This window comes from Gilliamella sp. ESL0405, assembly GCF_019469205.1.
Taxonomy (GTDB): domain Bacteria; phylum Pseudomonadota; class Gammaproteobacteria; order Enterobacterales; family Orbaceae; genus Gilliamella.
On sequence record NZ_CP048265.1, the window covers coordinates 1,685,489 to 1,707,469 of the forward strand.

The 21,981-nt window shown below is 38.4% G+C and carries 23 protein-coding genes, 1 pseudogene and 1 CRISPR repeat array (1 of these 25 running past the window's edge); of the genes and pseudogenes, 8 read left to right on the top strand and 16 right to left on the bottom strand.

What is annotated here, in order from left to right:
• The first annotated feature begins 1 nt into the window (after position 1).
• Positions 2 to 895 (top strand): tRNA-modifying protein YgfZ, encoded by an 894-nt coding sequence (gene ygfZ, locus GYM74_RS07405; RefSeq protein ID WP_220217589.1) that lies wholly within the window; start codon positions 2 to 4, stop codon positions 893 to 895.
• A 134-nt stretch (positions 896 to 1,029) separates the two neighbouring features.
• On the opposite strand, the gene GYM74_RS07410 is transcribed toward ygfZ, so the two are convergent.
• From GYM74_RS07410 to ppdD, 5 genes are all read right to left on the bottom strand, one after another.
• Positions 1,030 to 2,181, bottom strand: coding sequence for a M20 aminoacylase family protein (locus tag GYM74_RS07410; protein ID WP_220217590.1), 1,152 nt, complete (start codon positions 2,179 to 2,181; stop codon positions 1,030 to 1,032).
• A gap of 136 nt (positions 2,182 to 2,317) precedes the next feature.
• Complete coding sequence (locus GYM74_RS07415) at positions 2,318 to 3,097, bottom strand: A24 family peptidase (protein ID WP_220217591.1); 780 nt, start codon at positions 3,095 to 3,097, stop codon at positions 2,318 to 2,320.
• Positions 3,097 to 4,272, bottom strand: a complete 1,176-nt coding sequence (gene hofC / locus GYM74_RS07420; RefSeq protein WP_220217592.1) for a protein transport protein HofC — start codon at positions 4,270 to 4,272, stop codon at positions 3,097 to 3,099. The genes GYM74_RS07415 and hofC overlap by 1 nt, the downstream gene beginning before the upstream one ends.
• The gene (locus GYM74_RS07425; RefSeq protein WP_220217593.1) at positions 4,269 to 5,378 is read right to left on the bottom strand and encodes an ATPase, T2SS/T4P/T4SS family; all 1,110 of its coding nucleotides are present in this window, start codon (positions 5,376 to 5,378) and stop codon (positions 4,269 to 4,271) included. Before GYM74_RS07425 ends, hofC begins: the two co-directional genes overlap by 4 nt.
• A gap of 30 nt (positions 5,379 to 5,408) precedes the next feature.
• Complete coding sequence (gene ppdD, locus GYM74_RS07430) at positions 5,409 to 5,840, bottom strand: prepilin peptidase-dependent pilin (protein ID WP_220217594.1); 432 nt, start codon at positions 5,838 to 5,840, stop codon at positions 5,409 to 5,411.
• 192 nt (positions 5,841 to 6,032) lie between these two features.
• On the opposite strand from ppdD, the pseudogene ampD reads away from it, so the two are divergent.
• Both ampD and GYM74_RS12410 read left to right on the top strand, forming a co-directional pair.
• A pseudogene (gene ampD, locus GYM74_RS12405) lies at positions 6,033 to 6,590 on the top strand (1,6-anhydro-N-acetylmuramyl-L-alanine amidase AmpD); the annotation flags it as partial.
• Between the two features lie 12 nt (positions 6,591 to 6,602).
• A complete protein-coding gene (locus GYM74_RS12410) occupies positions 6,603 to 6,902 on the top strand; it encodes a YqcC family protein (RefSeq protein WP_370634060.1) in 300 nt (99 codons plus the stop codon).
• A 156-nt stretch (positions 6,903 to 7,058) separates the two neighbouring features.
• Here GYM74_RS12410 and mltG read toward each other — a convergent pair whose 3' ends face one another.
• A complete protein-coding gene (mltG, locus tag GYM74_RS07440; RefSeq protein WP_370634061.1) occupies positions 7,059 to 8,069 on the bottom strand; it encodes an endolytic transglycosylase MltG in 1,011 nt (336 codons plus the stop codon).
• 8 nt (positions 8,070 to 8,077) lie between these two features.
• Positions 8,078 to 9,163, bottom strand: coding sequence for an alanine racemase (gene alr, locus GYM74_RS07445; RefSeq protein WP_220217597.1), 1,086 nt, complete (start codon positions 9,161 to 9,163; stop codon positions 8,078 to 8,080).
• A 282-nt stretch (positions 9,164 to 9,445) separates the two neighbouring features.
• On the opposite strand from alr, the gene GYM74_RS07450 reads away from it, so the two are divergent.
• Complete coding sequence (locus tag GYM74_RS07450; protein WP_220217598.1) at positions 9,446 to 11,593, top strand: TonB-dependent receptor; 2,148 nt, start codon at positions 9,446 to 9,448, stop codon at positions 11,591 to 11,593.
• Between the two features lie 58 nt (positions 11,594 to 11,651).
• On the opposite strand, the gene GYM74_RS07455 is transcribed toward GYM74_RS07450, so the two are convergent.
• Positions 11,652 to 11,978 carry a nitrous oxide-stimulated promoter family protein gene (locus tag GYM74_RS07455; RefSeq protein ID WP_220217599.1) on the bottom strand — a complete coding sequence of 109 codons (327 nt, stop codon included), beginning with the start codon at positions 11,976 to 11,978 and terminating at the stop codon, positions 11,652 to 11,654.
• Between the two features lie 72 nt (positions 11,979 to 12,050).
• Between GYM74_RS07455 and GYM74_RS07460 the strand changes: the two genes are divergently transcribed.
• Positions 12,051 to 12,881, top strand: a complete 831-nt coding sequence (locus GYM74_RS07460; protein ID WP_220217600.1) for a shikimate 5-dehydrogenase — start codon at positions 12,051 to 12,053, stop codon at positions 12,879 to 12,881.
• 50 nt (positions 12,882 to 12,931) lie between these two features.
• Here GYM74_RS07460 and ycaO read toward each other — a convergent pair whose 3' ends face one another.
• Positions 12,932 to 14,698 (bottom strand): 30S ribosomal protein S12 methylthiotransferase accessory factor YcaO, encoded by a 1,767-nt coding sequence (gene ycaO / locus GYM74_RS07465; RefSeq protein ID WP_220217601.1) that lies wholly within the window; start codon positions 14,696 to 14,698, stop codon positions 12,932 to 12,934.
• Positions 14,699 to 14,828: 130 nt separating this feature from the next.
• On the opposite strand from ycaO, the gene GYM74_RS07470 reads away from it, so the two are divergent.
• Positions 14,829 to 15,173, top strand: a complete 345-nt coding sequence (locus GYM74_RS07470; RefSeq protein ID WP_220217602.1) for a DUF4282 domain-containing protein — start codon at positions 14,829 to 14,831, stop codon at positions 15,171 to 15,173.
• Positions 15,174 to 15,264: 91 nt separating this feature from the next.
• On the opposite strand, the gene tsaD is transcribed toward GYM74_RS07470, so the two are convergent.
• Genes tsaD through coaE form a run of 4 tightly spaced genes read right to left on the bottom strand, consistent with a single transcriptional unit; the run spans position 15,265 to position 17,885 of the window.
• Positions 15,265 to 16,293: a tRNA (adenosine(37)-N6)-threonylcarbamoyltransferase complex transferase subunit TsaD gene (tsaD, locus tag GYM74_RS07475; protein ID WP_220217603.1), complete on the bottom strand. Its 1,029-nt coding sequence runs from the start codon at positions 16,291 to 16,293 to the stop codon at positions 15,265 to 15,267.
• Entirely contained in the window at positions 16,293 to 16,511 is a 219-nt protein-coding gene (yacG, locus tag GYM74_RS07480) for a DNA gyrase inhibitor YacG (protein WP_220217604.1), read from the bottom strand. Before yacG ends, tsaD begins: the two co-directional genes overlap by 1 nt.
• Positions 16,512 to 16,537: 26 nt before the next feature.
• Complete coding sequence (gene zapD, locus GYM74_RS07485) at positions 16,538 to 17,275, bottom strand: cell division protein ZapD (RefSeq protein ID WP_220217605.1); 738 nt, start codon at positions 17,273 to 17,275, stop codon at positions 16,538 to 16,540.
• Entirely contained in the window at positions 17,268 to 17,885 is a 618-nt protein-coding gene (gene coaE / locus GYM74_RS07490; protein WP_220217606.1) for a dephospho-CoA kinase, read from the bottom strand. The genes zapD and coaE overlap by 8 nt, the downstream gene beginning before the upstream one ends.
• Before the next feature lie 361 nt (positions 17,886 to 18,246).
• Between coaE and lexA the strand changes: the two genes are divergently transcribed.
• Together lexA and GYM74_RS07500 are read left to right on the top strand one after the other, a co-directional pair.
• Positions 18,247 to 18,873: a transcriptional repressor LexA gene (gene lexA, locus GYM74_RS07495; RefSeq protein ID WP_220217607.1), complete on the top strand. Its 627-nt coding sequence runs from the start codon at positions 18,247 to 18,249 to the stop codon at positions 18,871 to 18,873.
• A gap of 51 nt (positions 18,874 to 18,924) precedes the next feature.
• Positions 18,925 to 19,305, top strand: coding sequence for a hypothetical protein (locus tag GYM74_RS07500; RefSeq protein WP_220217608.1), 381 nt, complete (start codon positions 18,925 to 18,927; stop codon positions 19,303 to 19,305).
• A 71-nt stretch (positions 19,306 to 19,376) separates the two neighbouring features.
• Here the strand turns inward: GYM74_RS07500 and hisM are convergent, their stop codons facing one another.
• From hisM to GYM74_RS07515, 3 genes are read right to left on the bottom strand one after another with little or no spacing between them, the layout of a single operon-like run.
• Positions 19,377 to 20,117, bottom strand: coding sequence for a histidine ABC transporter permease HisM (gene hisM, locus GYM74_RS07505; RefSeq protein WP_220217609.1), 741 nt, complete (start codon positions 20,115 to 20,117; stop codon positions 19,377 to 19,379).
• 11 nt (positions 20,118 to 20,128) lie between these two features.
• On the bottom strand, positions 20,129 to 20,812 hold the full coding sequence (locus tag GYM74_RS07510; RefSeq protein WP_220217610.1) for an ABC transporter permease: 684 nt from the start codon (positions 20,810 to 20,812) through the stop codon (positions 20,129 to 20,131).
• A gap of 3 nt (positions 20,813 to 20,815) precedes the next feature.
• The gene (locus GYM74_RS07515) at positions 20,816 to 21,604 is read right to left on the bottom strand and encodes a lysine/arginine/ornithine ABC transporter substrate-binding protein (RefSeq protein WP_220217611.1); all 789 of its coding nucleotides are present in this window, start codon (positions 21,602 to 21,604) and stop codon (positions 20,816 to 20,818) included.
• Positions 21,605 to 21,874: 270 nt separating this feature from the next.
• Positions 21,875 to 21,981: direct repeats of the CRISPR family, unit length 28 nt; unit sequence TTTCTAAACAGCTTATCCAGCTTTAAAC (it continues 282 nt past the right edge of the window).

Sequence of the window (21,981 nt, forward strand, 5' to 3'; positions counted from 1 at the left end):
CATGAGCAATATTTTTAGTAAACTAACCTCCCTTGCTGATTGGCAACTAGTCAAAATTTCCGGTGAAGATAATCACTCATATTTGCAAGGACAAGTCACCATCGATATCAATAAATTGACTGAACAACGTGCGCTTTTCGGTGCGCATTGTGATGCCAAAGGTAAAATGTGGAGTAATTTATTAATTTTCCAACGTGGGCAAGATATTTACTACATTGTCCGCAAAAGCGTTGTTGAGCGACAAATCGCTGAATTAAAAAAATATGCAGTCTTTGCCAATCTTACTATTGAAATCGTTAACGATCTCAATATCGTCGGTATACCGCCAGAAGCGATTTCCGGACAACCGGCTTTAGAATCGATAATTTCACCACTGGCAGTTAACAACTGCGTGACTGTCGATAACATCACTTATATCAAATTACCGTTACCGCAAATGCGCTTTATTATGGTTACACCAAATGCCCTTCCTGATGATTTGCAACCATGTGATGATTGGGTGAAACTTGATTTAGAAGCAGGCTATGCCATTATCGATGCGCCGAATATAGAGAGCTTATTACCGCAAGCATGTAATTTACAACATTTCGATGCCATTAGCTTTGATAAAGGTTGTTATTGTGGGCAAGAAATGGTCGCCAGAGCAGAGTATCGTGGTGCGAATAATCGAGGACTCTATCTGTTATCGGGAAAAAGCGCAACATTACCAAAAATTGGCGATAAGCTTGAGTATGAGATTGACGGTAACTGGCGAGAAAGCGGTCAAGTGTTGGCGGCGGTAAAACTCAACCAAGACAACGCTATTTATGTACAAGTTGTTCTCGCTAATGGTATCGATATTAATACCCAATTTAGAGTCAAAGACCAACCAGATAGTCAACTTACTTTCAATTAAACTTAAAAAAACACAATTAACCGTTAGTTACTAGCGGTTAATTGCTATCACGTATTTAAATTAAAACGCAAGATTACCATACCATTTTTTTAAAATGCTGGAATGGTCTTCCGATCTATTCCAACATGTGTATTTTATTGTCCCAATTCTTGATTCACAATCTCAACAAAATATTGGGCGCCAGTTGTTAACACTTCATCATTAAAATTGTATGCCGGATTATGTAAATTAGCCCCTTTGCCGGCACCGAGCCAAACATAAACACCCGGTATTTTTTGTAACATAAAGGCAAAATCTTCTGATCCCATAGACGGCTGAGGATCAACCACAATATTATCTTGCCCAACCACTTTTTTAGCCGCTTCAATAGCAATATCCGCTTGCGTTGGATAATTGATCGTGGCCGGATAACGGCGCTGATAATCCACCTCTGCCTTAGCGTCAAATGTTGCAGCAATACCACTGGCGATCTGCTTAATGCGATTTTCGGCAAGGTCTTGCACTTGCGCACTAAACGAACGTACGGTACCCCGTATTACCGCTTGTTGCGGTAAAACATTCCAAGTATCGCCACTATGAATCTGCGTCACACTAATGACTAATGAGCTGATCGGATCAAGATTTCGACTAACAATACTTTGTAAAGCGTTGACAATTTGGGTAGCAGTTAAAATGGTATCTTTGCCTAAATGAGGAGCGGCTGCATGGGCGCCTTGTCCGGTCACTTTAATTTCAAAGACATCGTAAGATGCCATCATTGGTCCATGGTTGATATAAAAATGGTTTAAATTCATATTCGGCTGGTTATGTATCCCATAAACAGCTTCAATAGGCAATTTGTCAAACAATCCGTTTTCAACCATTACTCGGGCGCCACCTTCGTTTTCTTCAGCGGGCTGAAAAATGACTACCACCGTACCGGTAAAATCCCGATGCTCACTCAGGTATTTGGCAACACCCAATAAAGTTGCAGTGTGTCCGTCATGACCGCAGGCATGCATTTTGCCGCGGATTGTTGAGCAATATTCGATGTTATTTTCTTCAACAATATCCAACGCATCAATATCGGCACGCAATGCAATATAGCGCCCCGGCTTTTTACCATGAATAAGACCAACTACTCCGGTTGGGGCAAAATCAGTAAATAACTCGGTAATACCAAAAGATTGAAGTTTTTCAATAATAAATTGAGTTGTATTTTTTTCTTCAAAGGCGGTTTCGGGATGCGCATGGATGTGATGACGCCAAGCGATCATATCTTGTTTCAACTCAGGGATAGAACTCATGGTTAATTCCTTCATTTATTATTATGTTAGTGTCAGTAAATAGGGATTTACTATACTGCTATTTTTACTATGATAAAAATAACTCTTTTTAATATCGTTATCGATTTTAGTTATATCACAAGATTAATTTAAGGTTTTATACTAAAACGTAGGGTATTTCTGAAAGTTCTTGACAAAAATAGCTTAAGCAATAACCTGAAAACGATAAGAAAGGTGCAAAAGGAATTAACCGCACTTGATGTTTTGCCAGCAGATATCGCAAACAAAGATAATAGATAATACCAAGTAGGCAAGCAATTACCACTAACCAAGGCAGAAGATAATACGGTAACCAAGCGCCAAATGCAGCCAGTAGTTTAATATCCCCACCGCCCAAACCTGCTTTTTTAAAAATGCAGAAGAATAACGTTGCCGGAATTTTTAGTAAACTATAACCGAGAAAAATCCCCAAAAAGGCATCGTTAAGGGTAACACTGGTCAGCTCAAAATAGCTTGCAATTAATCCCAACCACATCAACGGTTGAGTAAAAAAATCGGGAAGCAGATAATACTTAAAATCAATCAATGCAAGCAGAATAAAAAAACCACTCAGCATCATCATTAGCAAACTGTGGCTGTTTAATCCTCGATCGATATAAATTAAGGTAAACAAAGTAGCAAGCAATAACTCTAATACCGGATAATGCAGCGAAATTTTATAGTGGCAATAGTAGCAACGACCTTTTAATATCAACCAAGAAATCACCGGAATTAACTGCCACAGTGCCAGTGTACTACCGCAATTTAAGCACTTTGACCGTTTTACACTTATTGCCTGCAAATATTCTATATGGCTCAATGAAGGTGAAAACCGGCGATAAGCAACATTAATAAAGCTACCTACGGATAATCCTAAACAGATAATGAACACTAACATCAATGTATCACATCGCCGAGTTGAAATATTGGCAAATAGATAGCCATAATCAAACTGCCGACTATCAGCGATAACAACAGCATTAATAACGGTTCTAAGGTCGAAGATAAGTTATCGGTTAACCTTTGATGTTGTTGCTGAAAATAGTGGGCTAAATTATCTAACATCAGATCCAGCGTTCCCGACTCTTCGCCGGCATGAACTAATTGCCGGCAAATATTGGGGTAACCGGCTTGCTGACGCAAGGCATAACTGAACGACTGCCCCTGCTTGATTTGCTCGATAATCAGATTAATACTGTCTTGATAAAAAGCGTTACTTGCCGTATTAACGGCTGAATTTAAACCGGTTAATAAAGGAATGCCGGCTTGTTGGGTAATAGCAAGCGTTTGGAAAATCTGGGTTAAATGGCTACTGGTAATTAGCTGGCCAATTAACGGCAAACGCAATATCCACCTATCGATTTCAGCTTGAAAACGAGCTTTCACATAGTGTTGGTAAGTGAGATAACTTAATAGCAGAATAAAACTCAGTATGATCCAGTTTCTTTCCAGAGAAATTGAAAGTTCAATCATGCATTGGGTAAAATAAGGGAGCTGGGCATCAAAACTTTGGTATATCTCATTAAATTTGGGTAAAACAACAAGTAACATCACCAATGCCACAACAAACGATACCACTAAAAGAAAGAGCGGATAACGCACCGCCTTTTTAATTCGTTTGTGGAGTTCAATCGATCTTTCAAGTTGTAGGGATAACTGTTCAAAACTGGTATCGAGCTGACCAGTTAGCTCGCCAGTGGCAATGATTTGGCAATAAAGCGAAGGGAAAACCAAATGATGATTGGCTAGCGCCTGCGATAATGTTTCGCCTTGTGTAATTTGGCTTTTCACATCGTTAAGCAAATATTGCCAATGCGCTTTGGTCTGATCTTCAATCAGCAGCTCGAGCGCATCAATCAGTGATAAACCGGCTTTTAATAGCGTGGCTATCTGTTTTGTTACCAGCAATAATTCGTTGCGACTAAAACTTTTGCTGCTGATAAATCGCCCTGCTTTAAATTTTATTGCTACCTTGCCTTGTATTAACAACTGTTTTTGAGCTTCTTGCCTTGAACGGGCAATAATGTTGTTTTGCTCAAAGTTGAGATCATACCAATAATAGAGCCGTTTCACTCGCTATCCCCTAACACCCGATCTATTTCAGCAAGACTTGTGATGCCATTTTTTACCAGCTCTTCACCCGCTTTTTTCAAGCTAGTCATATTGGTTGGCGTGATTGTTTGCTTCGCTAAAATTTGCTGTTGAATTTCCGGCGTAATAACTAATAATTCGTACAAACCAATTCGCCCCGAATACCCGCCAACACAATGTTGGCAACCAATGGCTAAATAATGTGGTACGAACTCATTGCCTAATAATATGTATTCACTGGCTGCGGTTTTGCATTCAATACAAAGTTTACGCACTAACCGTTGGGCAATCACCAGTTTTAAACTTGATGCAAGCAGATAATTTTCAATGCCCATTTGATTAAGGCGAGTAATAGCTTCAATGCTTGAATTGGTGTGTAAGGTTGATAGAACTAAATGCCCTGTTTGTGATGCTTGAATGGCAATTTCAGCGGTTTGCTGGTCACGAATTTCACCAATCATCATCACGTCAGGGTCTTGTCTGAGCAAAGCACGTAAGATAACTGAAAAAGTTAACCCTGCTTTTGGATTGATTGCGGTTTGATTAATGCCGTCGAGTGGAATTTCGATCGGATCTTCGACACTGCAAATATTACAATCTTCTTTATTCAGTCGTTTTAGTGCACTGTATAAGGTGACCGTTTTACCGCTACCTGTTGGGCCGGTGACCAAAATCAAGCCTTGCGGATAACTTAGGATTTTTTCGAAAGTTATTAGATCCTGCGGCGATAATCCCAAATCATAAATGCTTAAGTCTAACTGCTCGTTATCCATAACCCGCAATACGATTTTTTCGCCATTGATGACCGGTAAAGTGGCAATGCGCATGGCAAAATGGTCAATCACCAATTGACCGTCCTGCGGCAATCGCTGTTCGGCTATATTTAAATTGGACATAATTTTTAGTCTTGCCGTTATCTGCTTAGCTAAAGACAAAGGTGCACTTGCCTTGTTTTGTAAAACGCCGTCAATACGCATCCGGATGCGGTAATAGGTTTGATAAGGTTCAAAGTGAATATCTGAAGCTCGCTTTTCAAGCGCTGATAATAATATGTCGTTAATACGTTCAACCAATTTATCTTCTTGCATAATCGCTCTCTAATGTTGGCTTTATCATAATCAAAATTTAAAAATATCTTCACAAGCGGAAGTTAAACCGGCATCCGGCGGCGTTGTTATGCAAGTTCTGCTCCAATCCAAATGACCATGGGTGGTATTGATTGTCGGCGTTAGCGTAGTGGTTAAGCCAGCTAAAGCGTTTGATCCCACTAAAGTGATAACCCCATTACTTACCGTAATAGAAGCAACATAGTTACTCGATTTGGTCACCGCAATACCATTACTGCCATTGTTACATCCATTTAATGCCCCTTTTTCAATGGCACAAATTTCAACGGCTGACTTATAGGCGCTCATCGATTGAAGCATGTCAGTTAAAGCCGCTTTTTTTACATAACCTTGATAAGCTGGTAGACCGATTGCGGTTAAAATAGCTATCACCACAATAGCAATCATAAGTTCGAATAAGGTAAATCCCGATTGATTAGACATTTTGTTACACTCTTTGATAGAAATGATTTGAGTGATGTCTTTATAGCGAAACAAAAAAATGAAATAATAAGCCAATTAGTATTTTGGGATTTGAAATACAATCGTCACGTTAATTATTTCGGTCATGTCAAAATCGTTGTGCAATAGTTCACAAACTTCATTCGCATTACCTAAACAATTGTTGGAGTTAATATGCCCTTAAACATCATTAATGGTTGGTTACAAGGTGTTAAGCAAGTTTTATCGCCTTTTTATAATGATCGCCCGGCGAATAAACCTATTTCATTATTGGTCATTCACAATATTAGTTTGCCGCCAAATCAGTATGGTGGCCCTTATGTGGAACAATTATTTACCGGCAAACTTGATCCGAATGCTGATCCCTATTTTGCTAAAATTTATCAATTACAAGTTTCTGCACATCTTTTTATTCGTCGTAATGGTGAAATTATCCAGTTTGTCCCGTTTGATAAACGAGCCTGGCATGCCGGACAATCACAGTTTGAAGGGCAAGAAAATTGTAATGATTTCTCAATTGGCATTGAATTAGAAGGCTGCGACAGTGAAAATTTCACCCCAGTGCAATATGAGCAGTTAGCCGCAGTAACCTTGATTCTCCAACAAACTTATGCCATTAAAAATATTACCGGGCATAGTGACATCGCCCCGATGCGTAAAACCGATCCGGGTCCTTGTTTTGACTGGCAATATTACCGGGATTTATTAAGCCAGCAATCGCAGACACAGTCGTTAATTAAGCAACTGGAATTGATAAAACAGGCACTGCAAGACACTCAATTATGGCAATCAGCACCACCGCATCCCGATGCTTTTTTAAGTCAAGAACCGTTTGCGCTCGACACCATGCAAGCGCATGAGTGGCTACAATGGATTTTTATTCCTCGAATTTATGCTCTTATTGATGCTAATGCCGCTATCCCACAATTTGCCCTTCATCCCTATTTTGAAGAAGCATTTAAACAGCAGGAACAAGACCTAACACAGCTATTAGATCTGATTAAGCAGCTTGATCAATTATCTGCAATAAAAGATTCTGAGTAAAAGACTTTGTGTAAAAGATTCTGTGAAAATGTTCTAAGAAAAAGTTCTGCGAAAAGGCTCTGCAAAAGATTTGATATAAAAAAACCCCCAAGTAATTGGTTGTCCAACTCTTGGGGGTCACTTCACCAATCTGCACGTTTTTTTCAATCAGTGATGTTACCGATTTAACTGTCGATACTGATTAACGGCTTGTTGATGACTGTTATAGTTGCTTGAAAAGGTATGACCGCCTGTTCCATTAGCAACAAAAAACAGATAGTTAGTTTTAGCTGGATGCGCAGCCGCTTCCAACGAGGCAAGGCTAGGCATTGCAATTGGTGTTGGTGGTAATCCTTCAATCACATAAGTATTATAAGGATTTTCAGTATCATTTAAATCTACTCGACGAATGGTGCCGGTATATTTGTCACCTAAACCATAAATAATTGTCGGATCGGTTTGTAATTTCATTTTGGCTTTCAAGCGATTAACAAAAACTGATGCCACATTAGCTCGCTCCGAACTTAGTCCGGTCTCTTTTTCAATAATTGAAGCAATAATTAACAGCTCATAAGACGACTTGTAAGGAAGATCGCTATCTCGATTTTCCCAGACTTTTTGTAAATTATTTTTCATGGTCATATGCGCACGTTTTAATAGATTAATATCGACCGTGTTAGCTGTATAAAGATAAGTATCTGGCGATAACCAACCTTCGATCGATCCTTCAATCCCTAACAATTTGGCGATCTCTTCATCGGTTTTGCCGTCAAGTGTCTGTTCAATATAAGGTGAATTTTTAATCACGTTAAGCCAATCTTTCGCTCGTTTTCCTTCGACAAATTGGATCGAAAAATTACTCTCTTTGCCCGAAACCAATAACGCTAAAAACTCCTCAACCGTCATATGCGGATGCAGTTGATAGGTGCCGGCTTTAATCGATCTTAACGAAGGATTGAGTTTAGATAGATAAGGCAATAAATGTGATTGCTCAAGTAAATTACTCTCTTTAACTTGCTGAGCTAACTGATGTGATGTTGTGCCTTTTTTTAGCACAAAGACTTTATTATCATCAGTGACATTTAGATATTGTTTGGAAAACTGATGCAAAAAGTAGTAGCCAATACCAATTGAACCACCCACAATTAATATCAAAGTAAGTAAAGTACATAAAACGATTTTCTTAATCATAACTCTCAATCTACATAGTGAATTTTAGCCCGTGACGTCAGGCGCGTTAATAATTCATAAGCACTAATACCTGTGTGCTTAGCAATGTGTTCAACCGGTAGCTGATGCCCCCAGAAGATAACTTCATCGCCAGGTTTTTCATGGCAATGAAGTCCTAAATCAACCACAATCATATCCATTGAGACCCGCCCAACAATCGGCACTTGACGACCATTGATCATCACCGGCGTATTTGGACTAATACCCCGAGGATAACCGTCGCCATATCCCATTGCCACCACACCTAAGGTGGTATCGTTTGGACTGACCCAAGTTTGACCATATCCCACAGCTTCGCCTTTTTTATGCTTTCTAACAGCTATCAACTCTGATTTAAGTGTCATCACCGGTTTAAGCGCTGAAATCGCCTCATCAAACGGTGATACACCATATAAAGCAATGCCAACCCGAATAACATCACGATGCGACTTAGGCCAAGCAAGAATGCCACCGGATGCCGCAATAGATTGTTTATTGATAGCTGGGTGATGATTCATGGATAAAATAAATTGATCTAACAACGCAGTTTGTTTAGCCGTTTGCTGTGAGGCTAAATCATCGGCCGAACTAAAATGGCTGATAATATTGATAGAAGGTCGCACTACCCGGCAATTTGCTAGCTTAATAAATTGTTGCTCAGCCTCATCGGGGTGAAAACCTAAGCGATGCATACCGGTATCTAATTTAAACCAGGCGGTAATTTGATTTTCAACATCAATCGCATTTAATGCATCAATTTGCCAGCTTGCGTGAATAACCGGTTGTAAATTAAAATCGATTAAATCATTAACATCATCATGCGGGAAAAAACCTTCTAATAAAACAATTGGGGTATTAATGCCCTCTTGCCGTAATAATAACGCTTCACCCACCCGTGCTACACCAAAGTAATCGACTTTATCTTGTAATAACTTCGCCACCCCTAACATACCATGTCCATAAGCATTGGCTTTGACAATTGCCATTAAGGCGCTATTAGGTGATTTATTTCTAAAATAGTCAATATTATGTAAAAGTGATTTGCGATTAACTTCAACTACTGCCACAGACATTGTATTTAACCTAACTTATATATCAAATGGCTATTGTAAGTTTTGTTATGGATAATCACAAATATTTATTTTAATAAATTGGTCAATTCACTCTGTTTTATTAATCGATAACAACTGCCATTTTCCTTTATAGAGCAGTATTTGTGAGCAAAATTGAGGCAAAGAGTGTGATCAATATCGATTAATTTGCATAATGCTATTTACAGCTTAAATGATAATGGTTATCATTCAATCTTTATTCAAAAACCTATAAAAAAAGAGAAGAATAGGATTAAGTTAATAATGGATTTAAACATTACCAAAACTCATATCGCAACAGCGATTTGCATTTCATTAACCAATTTGCTTTTCATTGATCAAACTTTTGCCGATACCAAAAAACCCACCCCGCAAGATACCATTGTTGTGACCGCTGATCGAAACGAAAAAACCGTCTGGGATAGTTCGGTTTCGGTGACGGCAGTTAATCGAGATGAAATTGAAAATCAAAATGGCGATTCAGTTGTTGAAGCATTACGCGATATTCCCGGCGTTGAAATTATGGATAATGCTTTAGCCGGCCGAAAACAAATTATGATACGAGGTGAAGCGCCCTCACGTATTTTGATGTTAATTGACGGGCAAGAAGTCACCTATCATCGTTCCGGGCATGGCTCAAGCGCTGGAGTATTAATTGATATGGAATCGGTGGAACGCATCGAAGTGATTAAAGGTCCTCACTCTGTGCTTTATGGCTCGCAAGCGATTGGTGGCGTAGTTAATTTTATTACGCGTAAAGGTAGCCAAGACGGGTCGCCGTTAAGCGGTGACGCTAAAGTGATCTACAATGGCGCAACCGACGGCTTTACCGAAATGGGCACTATTAATGGTTCAATCGACAATATTTTTGATTATCGCATCAGTGGTAGCAATGCGAAAAACAATGACCGTAAAGCGTATCAAGGCAAACTTCACAACACCGACTTTGGTAATAATAGTTTAAGTTCATGGTTTGGTTTTAATCTTGATCAACATAAATTGGGGCTATCTTTAGATCGTTATCAATTAGATACCAAAACCTACTATGATAAGTCAAAAAATAATCCTGCTATTAAAGAGTTCTCGGTTGAAATTCCTAAATTACAACGTGAAAAAATCGGACTGTTTTATGACTATCAAGCTGACGGCACTTTTCTTAAAAAACTGCATTATGATGCTTATGCGCAAAAACTAAATCGACAATTTCGTAACCATATTAACGTAGCGCCGAATGCCAGAATAAACGTTGATACCCGCACGGCAACTGATGATGAACAAAAAACTTATGGTATGACGTTTCAAGCTGACTTTGTGCCGGCTAAAAACATGAATTTGATTGCCGGGCTTCAATATCAGCAAGATAATGTCGATCAAAATTCGCATAATGTCGTTGTGTCAAAAATGCCGGTACCAATTAAAAGCTATACTCAAAATAAATTCTCCTCGAACAAATGGCAACAATCGAGCATTGCTTTATTTGGGCAAAATGATTGGGATATCACCGAGGATATTTCATGGAATTTAGGTGTGCGCCAATATTGGGTGACTTCGAAACTAAAAAAAGGATCGTCAATTATTGATAAAACGCCAGTAGTTGGATCGGCAACGTCAACGGTTAAAACCGACGGCAAAAAAAGCGATCATGATAACAATTTTGTTGTATCAACCGGGCTGACTTATTCTGGTATCCGTGATACTCAGTTAAGAGCATCGTTTGCCCAAGGATATGTCTATCCTACCCTTTCGCACCTGTATGCAGTCACCACGGCATCTGACCAAACGCTTTATGGCAATTCCAAATTAAAAGCGGAAAAATCGAATAATTACGAAATTGGCTTGCGTTATAACAATAACAAAATTTTAGCCGATGCGGCTATCTACTATTCTGCGGCGAAAAACTATATCACCGAGATGAGCTGTGATGGTTCAGCGATTTGTGATGGCGCTATTGGTAGTAATTTTAGCTATTATGATAATGCCAATAAAGCCAAAACTTATGGTTTAGAATTTATGGTTGAATATGTTGATTTACCCGTTACCCCTTATATAAAAGGTAACTATTTACGTCGGCAAATAAAAACCAATAAATACACCACTTATGATACCGGCAATCCACGCTTTGCTGGCAATATTGGATTAAAACACACTGCCTATTTTGATCACGTTGATATCGATGCCGATCTGTTTATGCGCATGGCAACAAATGCAACTAAACGCAGTGAGTCATCGGTTTATCGCTATAGCGGTTGGTCAACAGTAAACTTATCAACGACCACCTCATTTGGTGCCAACAGGCAATATAAAATAGGCGTTGATCTGAATAATATTTTAAACAAAAACTATACCACTGCTTATGAAAGTATTCCGGCAGCAAAATTTAATGCGGTTATCAGTGCAAGTATGAAGTTTTAATCAGTAGTCTAAATTAAGCAAAATGACTATGTGATGAATCACATAGTCATAATAAAATCTAACTAATAAGATTTTTATACAGATGCTTTAGCGCCTTAACCGGATGATAGATCATCATTCTGGGACCGGCAAAACGCATAACCTGTTTTATTCTTTCTTTATAATCTTTACGATAGCAGTGGCGAGGACATTTTTCACAGGTGGTTTTCGCTTCACCAAAACGACACATGGTTAAACGTTGCATCGCATATTGCCGTAAATCTTGACACTCATCGCACAATTGATTGGCTTTTGAGTGATGTTTTTTCTGGCAATATAAATGGATCATCACGCTCACTGTCGATTTTTCTTGTTCTATTTTAGGACCAGTATTATTGGCAACCATATTTCAATACATACATAAAAAAAATGCTAAAATACTAAAGTAATATCACTTTGAACACAAGGATTAGTCATCATGGTAAGAATGATTAACAAAGATACAACCGTGTGCATGTCTCTTTCAGCTCGCCCCGGTAATTTCGGTACCCGCTTTCATAATTACTTATATGAAAAGCTCGACCTTAACTATATTTATAAAGCCTTTACCACCAATAATTTGAGAGATGCAATATATGGCATAAAAGCGCTGGCAATCCGAGGATGTGCCATATCAATGCCTTATAAACAAGCTTGTATTGAGTTTATTGATGAATTGGATAATTCAGCTAAATCCATTGAATCGGTTAATACCATAGTAAATACCAATCACTATTTAAAAGCCTACAATACTGATTATATTGCTGTTGCAAAACTCATCGAAAGCAATCAAATTGCTAAAACCACGCCATTTGTATTAAAAGGCAGTGGCGGAATGGCTAATGCGGTCATTGGCGCTTTTTACGACAAAGGGTTTAAACATGGCATAATTGCAGCTCGTAATGAGTCAAAAGGGCAAGCGCTGGCAAACCGTTATGGTTATCAGTGGGTTGCAGATGAAGCGAGTATTTCACCCGAGCAAGCAAAATTAATCATTAATGTTACCCCTATCGGTATGCAAGGTGGCATTGAAGCAGATCAATTGGCGTTTAGTGAAACCCTGATTGAACAATCTGATATTGTGTTTGACGTCGTTGCATTACCGGTTGAAACACCGTTGATAAAATATGCCAAATGTGTCAATAAAAAGATTATATCCGGCGCCGATGTTGCGGTGTTGCAAGCGCTTGAGCAATTTATCTTATATACCGGCATCACGCCTAACCAACAGTTAGTCTTGCAAGCCGCTGAATTTGCCCGACAAGGCTAAACTATTGCGGCGTCATAAAAAACGGTCGCTGACGCCGCAATAAAACGGGATTATGACATGGTTTGATGTAATTTATGATAAACCGCCAGCAAGGATTGATGCATCGCGAACTGTTCAAGATTGTCATTTTCGGCCGGATTATTGGTTGTTAAATCCGCTAAACCGAAGAATCGTTTTTTACCGGTTGCATACTGCCACATTTCATCAACACAAGCTTTGCCATACATCTTATTAAAAGCATTTTGATATTGATTAAACTGCTCGATATCACGTTCAAGTATAAAGTTTACTAACGTTTGCAAACAGCGATAAGCATGGTTACGCTGAGCGGTAAAGATTGACTCATTCATTTCAACCGTCCAATCGATCCACAATTTAGCTTGCTCAAGGTCTTGAGCGGCTAAGGCGAGCATGGCTTTTAACTCACCCACTCTTAAGGTTAACCATGCATTATCTTTGCCTGTTGCTATACCTAATAATTCTCTTATACGGGCAAAATCATCTAAACCGGCATCATCTAGCTGCTCAATAAGGGAAAGGTAGTGTTTGCTGGTGTATTTGCCATTTGGTAAAGATAAAATTAACTTACGAAGTTCAATGGCCATATTATTATTGGCAATCAGCAGATCTTCTGGTGGGTAGATCTCTGACATGCCTACCGCCAATATTCGGCAAGCATATACACCTAAATGCTCATAGTCCATAATCAAAACTTCGACATGATGAGCGGTGAAAATTGCCATTAAATTTTCAAACTCTTGTTCGGTTGTTCCGGAAAAATCCCAATCGACAAAGTCAAAATCGGCTTGCTCATTGAAAAGATCCCACGAGATCAAACCACTTGAATCAATAAAATGCGTTTCTAAATTGCTTAAATCAGCTATTTCATCATTATCAAAACTTGGCGGCGAAAACACATCGAGATCTTTTAAACTCCGCCCTTGTAATAATTCAGTCACTGTTCTTTCTAATGCTACGCCAAAGTTAGGGTGCGCACCAAAAGAGGCATAACAAGTGCCGTTTTGCGGATTAAACAACACCACACAAATAACCGGAAATTGTCCGCCTAGCGATGCATCAAAACAATAAATAGGAAAGCCTTCACTTTCCAGCGCTTGAATGGCAGATAAGACTGAAGGATATCGATTAATCACATCAGCAGGAATCGTCGGTAAACTTATTGCCTGGGCAATAATCTTATTTTTTACGTAACGTTCAAAAATTTCCGACAACGCTTGCACCCGAGCTTCATTACGGGTATTACCGGCCGACATACCATTAGAAGCGTATAAATTAGCAATCAAATTAACCGGAACATAAATAATTTGTTGATCCGATTGTTGCACAAAAGGTAACGCACATATCCCACGAGCGTGGTTGCTTGATTGCAAATCGATTAAGTCGCTGGCGGTCAATTCGTTATCCGGATTATAAAATTTCAGCAGTTTTTCAGAAAGTAAGCCTTTCGGTAAGCGATTATCTTGAGGAATTGAAAACCATTTTTCTGACGGGTAATGAACAAATTCAGCATTGGCAGCCTGTTTACCTAAATAAAAATCCGAAAAGAAATAATTGGTCGATAAACGCTCAAAATATTCCCCTAACGCTGAAGCTAGTGCCGCTTTTTTACTTGCTCCTTTACCATTTGCAAAGCAGAGTGGGCAGTTGATGTTTTGAATATGTACTGACCAAACATTAGGAACCGGATTAAGCCAAGATGCTTCTTTAACATCTAAACCATATTTAGCCAATTGTTGATGAAAGTAACTAATTGAATCTTCAAGCGCGGCATCTTTGCCAGGGATAAAAGTTTTCATATTTAATCTCAAGAAATTTTATGTTAAAATTGTTACCGTTGTACCGATTGTTTTTTTAAATCGTTTTAGTTGTATTATAGTCAATGTAGTAAAAAACCGAAACATAACTGAGGAAATAAAAGGAAACACAATGAAAAACATAGCAAACTTGAATAATGTTAAAGTCACCGATCTTCTAAAGCTAAAAAAACCTCTCACCCCCATGTTCTTAACACTTTATTATTGGATTTTATTAATCTTCTTTGCATTTATGGGAATAGCGACAATTCTGGGAGGATTTAAATCTTTTTCTTATAATTTTTCTGGTGCTTTATATGACATTATAATGGGGTTATTCATTATAGTTGTAGGAATTATGTCTTCACGAGTTATCTGCGAAACAATTATTATTTTGTTCAAGATTGACCCTAAAGATATTGATATCATTGCTGACAAAGTTCAAGATACTGAGAAATCCGAATCTAACAATCAATAAGCTAATAGCACTATTTTAATGCTTAATTTTATAAGCAAGTGAGGTTTATCCTCACTTTGCTGACAAATAATATAACAAATAATTCTCTTATTTAGCCACCATTAAGCTCATTTAAAGGCCATCTGGGTTTAACATTTATCGCTAAATCATCGCGTTGTGAATGAGCCAAATGAATCATGCCAGCATAGGCAATCATCGCACCATTATCCGTACAAAATGCGATGCGAGGATAAAAAACTTCGCCTTTACGTTGTTGCATAAGCTTTGATAGTTTATCCCTTAATGTTTTATTAGCACTCACGCCACCGGCAACAACCAATCTTTTGAAATTAGTCTGTTCAAGAGCACGACGAGATTTAATCACTAAAGTATCGACTAATGCATCTTCAAAAGCGCTGGCAATGTCAGCTTTAGTCTGATGATCAATCTCACCACTTTCATCACGATATTGATTGATCGTATTGGCTGCGGCTGTTTTTAAACCTGAAAAACTAAAATCGAGCCCCGGGCGATCAGTCATCGGCCTTGGAAATTGAAATCGTAATCGATCGCCTTGCTTAGCCAATTCCGATAGTTTAGCCCCACCGGGATAATCAAGTCCAAGGAGTTTTGCCGTTTTATCAAACGCTTCACCTGCGGCATCATCGATCGATTCCCCCATTAATTCATACTGCCCAATGCCAGTTACTTTAATTAACTGAGTATGTCCGCCTGAAACCAGCAAAGCGACAAAGGGAAATTGTGGGGGATTATCTTCCAACATAGGAGCAAGCAAGTGCCCTTCCATATGATGCACAGGAATAGCTGGCACATTCCATGCATAAGCTAACGAACGCCCAATTGATGCACCGACCATTAATGCACCAATTAGCCCCGGTCCGGCAGTATAAGCGACAGCATCAATATCGCTGGCTGACAAATTCGCCTCGTTAAGTGCAGCTTGAATTAAAGGTACCGTTTTACGGATATGATCACGTGACGCGAGTTCAGGCACCACGCCGCCATAATCAGCATGTAACTCAATTTGCGAATAAAGTTGATTGGCGATTAATCCATGTTTATCATCATAAATCGCCACGCCAGTTTCATCACACGAGGTTTCAATACCCAGTACTTTCATTAATACTTATCCCTCAAATCATCAATATTGTCTTCACTCCAAAGATCTTCTTCAATTTGTGCTTTATCGGCAATACGATGCTCTTCGCTTGCCCAATCACCAAGATCGATAAGCTGACATCGCTTGCTACAAAATGGACGAAACGGACTTTGTGTTGACCATTCAACTTGTATTTGGCAAGTTGGACATTTAACAAATGTGACAGGATTTTTATTCATTTAAACTCTTTTTTAATTAAACGGTATTAGCAACAGGCTAATTCAAATTCAATACTATCAGTGTTCATATTATCATACGCGTCAAGAGGTAAAAAACGGATGCTATAACGTGACATATGCCCGGATACTTGCGGGAAGACATTTTTATCTAAATCAACCCGAATCCGAATCAAATTAACTTCGCCGTTAGTTTCTTGAAAGAAGTTATTAGTGCAGGTATAAAATTGAAATTCGCCCAACTGCCGAATCAATTGCATACAAGAAGCTAGGGCTTGATCAAGTAGGATTAAATGTTGTAACCAATTGTGAACTTGTTCATCGCGTTTTTGTTGTGGCTGTTTAAGCCATAAATGGAAAGAAGGAAGATCAAAACTACAACAGCCGCCCGGTATGGTTAACCGTTGACGAAGGGCGGTAAGAAAACGATCATCTTTTAACGGTTGCCCTAAACGCATAATCGCATTAAATTGAGTGAGGTAATCATGAAATTTACTTATCAGATGATTTAATAATTCTTGATCGACACCCTCAATATCCAGCCATGACGAAAGCTTTTGCTTTTGCGCTTCAATCTCTTTAATTAAATCGCCTTTCACGTCATTACGTTCAATAATTTCTAATAGTTCGGATAATGCATGGAAAAACATTAACGCATTTGTTTCATCTAACTGGCTATGCGTCTTTAATTGATTCAATAGAAATTCGACACGAAGCCACGTGCGCATTTTTTCATTTAATGGATGTTCAAAAATGATACTATTCATACTTGTTATTCTTTATTTTAAAGTTGTTCAAATATTGTTGATGCAACTTATTAACTTGCTCACTTAACGAGGCTAAGTTACCATTATTGACAATAATATCATCAGCATACGATAAGCGCTCGGCTAAAGGTACTTGCGTACGTATCATTCGTTTTGCTAATGACTCGCTAATTTTATCTCGATAAATTAAACGTTCCATTTGTAACGTTTCAGGTACATCAACCATTAGTACCCTATCAGCTAATTGATGTAAATTATTTTCAATTAATAATGGCACAACCCAAATAACATAAGGGGCGGTCTGCTTTGCAATTTGCATTTGAGTTATTTGATGAATTATTGGATGTAACAAATTGTTGAGCCAAAGCCTTTCATGATCATTATTAAAAATAATTTCTCTTAACTGACTGCGATCAAGTTCGCCATTTGGTAACAAAATTTCAGTGCTAAAATGTTTTACGATTTGAGCCAAAGCATCTGTTCCAACCTCGACCACTTGACGCGCAATGATATCAGCATCAATAATTGGTACGCCTAATTGAGCAAATAAGTTAGCAATGGTACTTTTACCACTAGCAACACCACCACTAAGTGCAACAACATAAGGCATAAAACACATTCCAATTAATGACTATTTTGGCTTTAGTATATCATACAAGTTTCTTTCATAATACATAGCAAATAACCTTTAAATTAAGAAATATTTAAATTTTAAAAAGATGTACAATAGTTAATGAAAGTTATGATAAATCAATTGAATAAATAAAACCTATTGAGACCCAAAAACCGCAGCCGCTATCGCTTTAATCTTGTGTCTATTTTTACAAAAACATTAACGATGATGCGGTTATCGCTCAAACTATCGGATAAATTTTATGGCCTTTTTGTAAAAAAATCAGATAAAACAGTTGGTTTTATATTCCTAGCTGTATATAATCACATATATCTGTATATAAACACAGGAAATGATAATGAGACCATTAACCGCACGCCAACAACAGATTTACGACTTGATCAAAGAAAACATCCAAACAACCGGTATGCCACCTACACGTGCCGAAATCGCCCAAATGTTGGGTTTCCGCTCAGCCAATGCAGCAGAAGAACACCTTAAAGCTTTAGCCAAAAAAGGCGCGATTGAGATGATTGCCGGATCGTCACGTGGCATTCGCCTATTGCTGGAAAATGCTGCCGAGCAACATGAGTTTGAAGGCTTGCCGTTAATTGGTAGAGTCGCTGCCGGTTCCCCTATTCTTGCTCAAGAACATATCGAAAGCCATTATCAAGTTGACCCTTCACTTTTCAAACCTAACGCCGACTTTTTATTACGTGTTCAAGGCATGTCGATGAAAGACATAGGTATATTAGACGGTGATTTACTTGCAGTGCACAAAACTCAAGAGGTTAAAAATGGTCAAGTCGTTGTGGCGCGTATTGATGATGAAGTTACCGTTAAACGACTATCACGAAAAGGCAAACATGTTCAGTTATTAGCTGAAAACGAAGAGTTTGCTCCAATTGAAGTCGATCTTGAACAACAAAATTTTGCCATTGAAGGCTTAGCTGTTGGGATTATTCGCAACGGTACATGGATGTAAAGGCAAAGTTAGGATAAAATACCAACTAACTATTGCTTTGGAGATAACAATATGTGGATATTTTGGTTATATGAATTTCTAGGATTTGTAGCAGTTTTGCTGGCAATTTTTGGATTTTGTCGTTTTCGTGGTCGAGGGTTTTGGTCTTTTATTTGGCATAATCTAAAGTGGGTCGCACTATCAATTGGTATCGTTTGGCTGGTTATAATCGTGCTTTGTCGGCATGACTTATATAATGCAACACACTGCTATTTTCGTGGTATAAGTATGCACACCAATACAAAATATTCGATCTATTTAGGTGAGTGTCAAGTCGAAACGCCGAGTGGTAGCTATGTTCCAATCGATCGTACCCGTGCTTTACCGGGAGCCCACGAGCATGGTGTCGACGGCGGAACTGATTTGGATCATGATGACGGTTTAGCTGAATAATTAAGTGACTTGTCCTACCCACTCGTTATAACAATCAGGCAATGATTTATACGCTGTCTGATTGTTTATTTCTATTTAGATGTAGATTTTTCCTTAAATTCAGTTTCATCTTTGCGCATATACGCTAAACAATGCTGTTCTAACTTTTTGAAAGCAAAAATAAGTGTAAAGCTGACACATAAATAGATGACCGCCGCAATCGAAAAAGCATGGAAAGGTTGATAAGTTTCGGCATAAATATCCCTTGCTATCTTCATCACATCCTGCACGGTTACCGTAAAAGCAAGTGCGGTAGAATGTAACATAAAGATCACTTCATTACTGTAAGCTGGCAACGCAATGCCAAATGCTCTAGGCAAAATAATATAGCGGTAAAGATCAAACCGATTAAAGCCCAGTGCAATAGCAGCTTGAATTTCACCTTGTGGCACATTTCGGATAGCGCCAGCAAAAACTTCAGTCGTATAAGCGCAGGTATTAAGGGTAAAAGCTAAAATAGTACAATTTAAACCACTTTGAAAAAAATCACCCAGCCAAGCATTATCCTTAACGATACTTAGGGTATAAAGACCGGTATAGATAATCAACAATTGCACATACAGTGGCGTTCCCCGAAAAATATAGGTAAATAACCAGATTGGCAACTTAATCACACGATATTGCGAATTACGCCCGACCGCTAAAATTAGCGCTAACATACCACCCAAGCTTACTGATACAATCAAGATCCAAAGTGTCATCGCAAGCCCGGTAATATGATAACCGTCAGTCCATAATAAGGCTTTCCAATAGTCTTGCAAAATATCTATCATAATAAAACTCTTTATAATTTAGCTTTATTCATACCGATAGAATAGTGCTTTTCCAGCCACCATAATACGATATTTGAAATTGAGGTAAAAAACAGATAGAAACCGCCAGCAATGAGGGCAAAATAGAGAGGTTGATAGGTGGCTTCACCAGCAGTTTTGGTTGCTTTAACTAAATCAAATAGCCCGAGTAACGAAACTAAAGCTGTCGCTTTTAATACCACTAACCAGTTATTAGCAATCCCCGGCAAGGCAAAGCGCATCATCAATGGAAACATGACATTAACAAACACTTGTCTTTGAGTTAATCCCAACGCCGTTGCGGCATCTAAGGTATTTTTTGAAACCGACAGATAAGCGCCACGAAATGTTTCAGTAAAATAAGCCCCGTAAATAAAACCTAAAGTGATGATGCCGGCAATAAAGGGATCGATTTCAATGATATCGATCTGTAAAAAATCGGTCAGATTATTTAACGCAAACTGCAAGCCAAAAAAGATCAGCATCATTAACACTAGATCCGGCACGCCACGAATTAACGACGTATAAGCCTGACAAATTAACCTAATCACTCTGCGTTTAGATAACTTACCCAGCGCACAGATAATCCCTATCATCATTGCCAAAACTAATGAGGCTAAAGCTAAACTAATGGTCAACCAAGCCCCATGAAAAATTAATGAACTATAACCTTGCATCGACTATTTAAGTTGGCTATTGACGTTAAAATCAAAATATTTATCGTTAATTTTTTTATAGGTGCCATCAGCAATAATCGCCTTTAAAGCTTGATTAAATGCTTCACGCAATTGGTCATCGTTCTTACGAAAACCTAAACCAACACCCACATCAAAATAGTCCTTATCACTTAAAACCTCGCCAGCAAAGGCAAAACCCTTACCTTGTGGCTGTTTTAAAAATGCATAACTACCGGTCACTTCATCTTGCAAAGCTGCATCTAACCGCCCTGCTGCCAGATCAGAAAATACTTGTAATTGATTTTGATATGGCACAATAGTCACACCATGCGATCGCCATTTATCATTGGCAAAATGCTCCTGCGCAGTACCTTGCTCAACCCCGACACGTTTCCCGGCTAAAGATTCAACCGTCGGCAATAAATCCGCTCCTTCCTTCGTAATCAAACGTGATTGAGTGCGAAAAATTTCATCAGAAAAAGCAATCTGCTTTTTGCGCTTCTCGGTCATCATTAATGAAGAAGAAATCATATCAATCTTCCTGGCTAAAAGAGACGGAATCAACGCATCAAAATCAGTCGACTGAAAAATACACTTAACTTGAGCCTTCTCACATAAAGCTTGCGTAATCTCAATATTAAAACCGGTGATCTCCCCCTCGGCATTGATAAAATCAAAAGGCGCATAAGACGTATCAGCCCCAATTTTAATCGTCTCAGGCAAAGCCGCATGACTAACCAAAGGAAAAATAAAACCACCCATTATAAACAATGCTTTTACTAATGTTTTCATAATAAATTCTCGTGACTAAATTTTGGCTAAATAATATAACGTGATATTTAACAATTTAATAATAAAAAAAAATTATCAACCCTACCCAGCAACGAAAATTACTAATACAAAGCAATGTGATATAAAAGCAAAGCCTAAAAAACATTGACAAGAAGTTTAAGAAAATACCTATGTTTTAGTATAAAAACAAAAGTTTTAGATATTACAAAAATATCCATAATCCTATGCAGTTGTAAAGTTTTTGTCTGGTAAAAAAACAGGAAATTGTTGTTTCTAAACGGCTTATGCAGCTGTAAACAGATTAGTGAAAGATTGAAAGCCCCCTACAGTATTTCTAAACAGCTTATCCAGCTTTAAACGGCTCTGGTGATAATTCA

Coding starts and splice junctions, on each gene's coding strand:
- ygfZ (WP_220217589.1), top strand. CDS start 2: ATGAGCAATATTTTTAGTAAACTAACCTCCCTTGCTGATTGGCAACTA.
- GYM74_RS07410 (WP_220217590.1), bottom strand. CDS start 2,181: ATGAGTTCTATCCCTGAGTTGAAACAAGATATGATCGCTTGGCGTCAT.
- GYM74_RS07415 (WP_220217591.1), bottom strand. CDS start 3,097: ATGTTAGTGTTCATTATCTGTTTAGGATTATCCGTAGGTAGCTTTATT.
- GYM74_RS07425 (WP_220217593.1), bottom strand. CDS start 5,378: ATGCAAGAAGATAAATTGGTTGAACGTATTAACGACATATTATTATCA.
- ppdD (WP_220217594.1), bottom strand. CDS start 5,840: ATGTCTAATCAATCGGGATTTACCTTATTCGAACTTATGATTGCTATT.
- alr (WP_220217597.1), bottom strand. CDS start 9,163: ATGTCTGTGGCAGTAGTTGAAGTTAATCGCAAATCACTTTTACATAAT.
- GYM74_RS07450 (WP_220217598.1), top strand. CDS start 9,446: ATGGATTTAAACATTACCAAAACTCATATCGCAACAGCGATTTGCATT.
- GYM74_RS07455 (WP_220217599.1), bottom strand. CDS start 11,978: ATGGTTGCCAATAATACTGGTCCTAAAATAGAACAAGAAAAATCGACA.
- GYM74_RS07460 (WP_220217600.1), top strand. CDS start 12,051: ATGGTAAGAATGATTAACAAAGATACAACCGTGTGCATGTCTCTTTCA.
- ycaO (WP_220217601.1), bottom strand. CDS start 14,698: ATGAAAACTTTTATCCCTGGCAAAGATGCCGCGCTTGAAGATTCAATT.
- GYM74_RS07470 (WP_220217602.1), top strand. CDS start 14,829: ATGAAAAACATAGCAAACTTGAATAATGTTAAAGTCACCGATCTTCTA.
- tsaD (WP_220217603.1), bottom strand. CDS start 16,293: ATGAAAGTACTGGGTATTGAAACCTCGTGTGATGAAACTGGCGTGGCG.
- yacG (WP_220217604.1), bottom strand. CDS start 16,511: ATGAATAAAAATCCTGTCACATTTGTTAAATGTCCAACTTGCCAAATA.
- zapD (WP_220217605.1), bottom strand. CDS start 17,275: ATGAATAGTATCATTTTTGAACATCCATTAAATGAAAAAATGCGCACG.
- coaE (WP_220217606.1), bottom strand. CDS start 17,885: ATGCCTTATGTTGTTGCACTTAGTGGTGGTGTTGCTAGTGGTAAAAGT.
- lexA (WP_220217607.1), top strand. CDS start 18,247: ATGAGACCATTAACCGCACGCCAACAACAGATTTACGACTTGATCAAA.
- GYM74_RS07500 (WP_220217608.1), top strand. CDS start 18,925: ATGTGGATATTTTGGTTATATGAATTTCTAGGATTTGTAGCAGTTTTG.
- hisM (WP_220217609.1), bottom strand. CDS start 20,117: ATGATAGATATTTTGCAAGACTATTGGAAAGCCTTATTATGGACTGAC.
- GYM74_RS07510 (WP_220217610.1), bottom strand. CDS start 20,812: ATGCAAGGTTATAGTTCATTAATTTTTCATGGGGCTTGGTTGACCATT.
- GYM74_RS07515 (WP_220217611.1), bottom strand. CDS start 21,604: ATGAAAACATTAGTAAAAGCATTGTTTATAATGGGTGGTTTTATTTTT.